Origin of the sequence: Mesorhizobium sp. M0293 (assembly GCF_040321735.1) — a bacterium.
Classification (GTDB): domain Bacteria; phylum Pseudomonadota; class Alphaproteobacteria; order Rhizobiales; family Rhizobiaceae; genus Mesorhizobium.
The window spans coordinates 1-3,937 of sequence record NZ_JAMYSA010000227.1; the positions used below are offsets into that span (position 1 = coordinate 1).

Consider the following 3,937-nt stretch of genomic DNA (forward strand, 5'->3'; position numbering starts at 1 on the left):
GATTCCCCTCAGAAAACAGCACCACGCCGCCATGCAAAATCATCAAATGTGAGTCAGACCCCCTTTTGCGAGCCGATCCAGGGTCCCAATTGCGGGCCGATTGACAGCAAGGCTTCCGATCACCGGGAAGTCTGCAGCGCTTCGTCTCGATCTTTTCCGCCGTCCGAAACCTCTTCATCCCGCCCCGTACGAAACGCTCCGCCATTCAGGTCCATCTTCACCGCCTGCAAGCCATAGCAGAGTGGAAAGTCGTCACCGTGGGCAACTGACATCCGCCATACAGACCTCAGCGCGGTCAGAGTCAGATAACGTGACATCACCCTATAGACCTATATCGTCATCAAGACGGTGAAGGATGAGACTGTTTTGCTGGCGCGACCATAGTGGCGCGCCCACAGAGATCTTCTGGTCGAGCGTACATAAGAGAACTTTCTCTGCGGGCCGGCATCCAATCGGCCGAGCCGTCTGTCCATGGCGATTAGTCTCCCCGTTCTGTCCGATCCAGGCACCCCGAGGCGGTCGAGCGCCTTGTGGATGCGAGCGGGGAAGTGCGCGGACATGGTGGAGGGTCAGACCGCTGGCGCACGCCATCGCAACCGCCTATCACCAGTCAAGCTTTGTCCAGCGCTGCCACTCAGGCATGGCCGAAGCACCCGATCTCCAACGCTCCGCAGCGCCCCGTCCATGGCTTGGTTCTTGGAGGCCTATCACGGGACCATCCGACCTACCGACCCTGGCAGGATACGCTGACGACGATCCAACAACTACATCGCGCACGAGACGCACTTAGCGTGACGCCTCATTCGTCGGGCCACCAAGGATAACGGCTGGGTGGTTCAGGGTGACGTCTTTGTGCATAACCCGCCTGGCAAGCGCTTGAAGGAGTTTCGCAAAATTGGATTGTTTCAAGAAGATCGAGGTCTGATCGATGCGGCCGGCGCGGATGCGAACGATGACGCGCGCGATTTGCTGGCTTGCTGCCTGGCACGCAACTTCTTCCGGTCTTCGAAGTCACCAATGGCGTCTCCAGTAACACGATCCGACACCTCACGTCGCTCTGTCGGGTCCCCGACACAAGCTTGCGGAATCAATCTCTGGTTTGACTCGAGGCTAAACAGCTGAAATGCGAACACAAAATTCTCTCCATGGCCCCATCAGCCCAATTGGCACGAGGTTTGCGACACTGGTTGCGAGGCGGCGGAAGCTGTCGACGGGCATTCATGTCGTGGCTGACATCGCAATCAATTGAAGGAAGGAACATGTCATATCTGTGTCGGGTGTTATTCTGCTGGAAGAGCGCATCGGTAAACCGGCAATGCCTCCGACTCATAACGGACCACCTTGCGCCTAAGCGTCTCGTCTAGCTGGAGCAAGGTGACCGCGATCTCCATCGTGATTATCGATCCTTCTGAAAGCCACGCAGCACATCGATCAATCCCCGTCCTGTGGGGACCGAGACACTGCAGTCGCCGTTAGCGCAGTGATCCATACCCGAAGAGGAAACCTGTAGATGAGAAAATTCGTTGCCGCCAAGCTTCATGGTATCACTGTGACCGACGCGGATTTGAACTACCACGGCTCAATAACTCTGGACCCAGAGCATTGCAACGAGGTGGGTATTCTTCCACTGGAATTCGTTGAGATCTGGAATAAGACTTCAGGCGCGCGAATCAGCACGTACGTCATTTACGGTGAGAGGGGTTCTCGTTGCTGTGTACTGAACGGAGCCGCTGCTCGCACCTGCCAAGTCGGGGATGAGATCATCGTTTGCTCCTCCGCATACATTGAGGAGCATCAGATCGTAACGATCAAGCCGCGAGTGCTGACGTTCCACCGTGACAATTCCGTCCGCGACCGCATGTTCTATGATGGCGGGATCAACGATGATGGAACTATGACGTTCGCGATTCGCGAGGGCTCTCCTGGCGCCAACGCTCTAAATATCCCCAGTCGGGCCGATGGATGATAGCTCACCGGGTCGGACCAGGCGGTGATGGCCAGTGGCGTACCCTTCCGTCTAGTCCGCGGATAGGCGCCGGCACTGTTACGATCGCCCAAGTCTCGGCACCTGTTCGGCAAGCCGGTCCATCGAGCCCAATCGGCGCTGCGCATCGGTGACGGCATCGACCTGATCCTCGAAGACGTCCTGCTGCGCCGAATGACCGAACTTCTGCGCCGTCAGCCAGCGGTTATGGGCTCCAGCGCTTGCGAGACTGTCAGAATGTGCATGAGGAAAGGAGATCCGAAGCAGGTCACCATATACCAGCGCAGAGATGGCGACGCAATTGGGATCGGTCAACCCTTCTATGGCTTTCCCAAGGCGACCGGCCGATCCGCTCACAATGGTACACCACAAGGTGTGAGGTCAGGCACGACTGAAAGAGTTGATGCCGGCTTATGCTTAAGCCGCCCGCACAGTACGCAACATCGGAGTTAACACCCAATGGCAAGAAGAGTCCTCATCCTGGTTGAAGGCCATGCAAGTGGTCTGCAATACGTCCAAGCGGCCCAGGGTCTTGGTCTTCATCCAATTACCCTGTCGGCCGATCCATCTCACTACGACTATCTTGCGGCGAAAAGGGGGGAGGCAATCCGTGTCGATACAGCCAATCTCGATGCGCTAATCCGCGAATGTTCGCGGCTGCGCAACACCTATGATATTGCTGGCATCACTGGCTTCTCAGGCATTGACGAGTCGGTCTATTTGGCAGTTGCCAAGCTCTGCCGGCATTTCGATCTACCGGGACCGAATCCCGCATCCGTTGAACGATGCGGCGACAAATTCACTCAACGTCAGCTTCTCGTGGACGCCGGTGTTCCAGTACCTGCTTATCGCTTGGCCGCAAATGCGACAGAAGTAGAAAGCTCTGCTGCGGAGATCGGCCTGCCGGTCATTGTTAAGCCAGCGGCAGGCAGCGGTAGCATCGGTGTCCGTTTGTGCAACAACGTCGATGAGTTGGCCGACCATGCGACCTATCTGTTGGGCGGAAACCACATTTGGCCGTCCTCCCCGAGGATATTGATCGAAGAATTCGCACAAGGCCCCTTTTATAGCGTCGAGATAATGGGAGATGAGGTTATTGGGATTGTCGCCGTTGACTTCGGCTCCTCACCGCATTTCGTTTTCCATGAGACGACCTTTCCGGCCCCGCTGACGGATGACGGTCATCAGCGTATTGTTGATGTTTCGCTGAGTTGCCTGCAAGCTGTCGGCCTTGGCTGGGGGCCAACGAATATCGAACTCAGGTGGACCAAGCGTGGCCCAGTCGTCATCGAAATCAATCCTCGTCTTGCTGGCGCTCTCGAGCCTCAACTGGTCCAACTTGCTTGCGGTATTGACCTCATCACCGAGCACATCAAGCTTGTCATCGGCGAGGAATTGGATTTGCGCAGAAGGCATTCCCAGACTGCGGCCGCGCGGTTCCTAGTCCCTGATCGCGACGGTACCCTCCGTTGGATCGATGGCGACAGTCGGGCGACTGCAGTACCAGGTATCGCTGAAGTTAAATTGTATGTTGAGCCTAAGACGCCGATTGTCAGGAAAGGCGATTACCGAGACTGGATCGGACATGTCATCGCCGTCTCACCCAGCCTTGCTCAGACCGAGGCGATACTTCAACGCGCCGTCGAATTAATCGATTGGTCGATCACGCCATTTCCGGCCCTTGGCGAACAGGAACAATCTGCGGCCCCTCACCTTCCCGGACCCTTGGGGGCAGATAACCGGTGATAGTCGACGAAAGGAACCCAATCAGCAGACTTGGGCCTGAGGCATTGTGCGCAGCACACTCGAGCTATACGCGTGAAGTCGAAGCAGAACCGAATGCATGATCGAGCTCTTAAAAGAGTTGGTCGTGGTCGAGTAGCTCAGCCATTCGGCTTTCGCCCTCACAGATCCGGGCGGGCGGATTTCCCGCACCCGGCTCTTCCCGAGGGT

3 protein-coding genes and 1 pseudogene are annotated in these 3,937 nt (G+C 56.8%); 3 read left to right on the top strand and 1 reads right to left on the bottom strand.

Annotated features, from left to right (window positions below; genetic code table 11):
• Nucleotides 1-107 precede the first annotated feature (107 nt).
• Both NKJ06_RS34755 and panD read left to right on the top strand, forming a co-directional pair.
• Nucleotides 108-269, top strand: a pseudogene (locus NKJ06_RS34755) (IS6 family transposase); the annotation flags it as partial.
• 1,241 nt (nt 270-1,510) lie between these two features.
• Complete coding sequence (panD, locus tag NKJ06_RS34760; RefSeq protein ID WP_352812439.1) at nt 1,511-1,966, top strand: aspartate 1-decarboxylase; 456 nt, start codon at nt 1,511-1,513, stop codon at nt 1,964-1,966.
• A 78-nt stretch (nt 1,967-2,044) separates the two neighbouring features.
• Here the strand turns inward: panD and NKJ06_RS34765 are convergent, their stop codons facing one another.
• Nucleotides 2,045-2,341, bottom strand: coding sequence for a hypothetical protein (locus NKJ06_RS34765; protein ID WP_352812441.1), 297 nt, complete (start codon nt 2,339-2,341; stop codon nt 2,045-2,047).
• A gap of 102 nt (nt 2,342-2,443) precedes the next feature.
• Between NKJ06_RS34765 and NKJ06_RS34770 the strand changes: the two genes are divergently transcribed.
• Nucleotides 2,444-3,730, top strand: a complete 1,287-nt coding sequence (locus tag NKJ06_RS34770; RefSeq protein WP_352812442.1) for an ATP-grasp domain-containing protein — start codon at nt 2,444-2,446, stop codon at nt 3,728-3,730.
• The last annotated feature ends 207 nt before the right edge of the window (nt 3,731-3,937 follow it).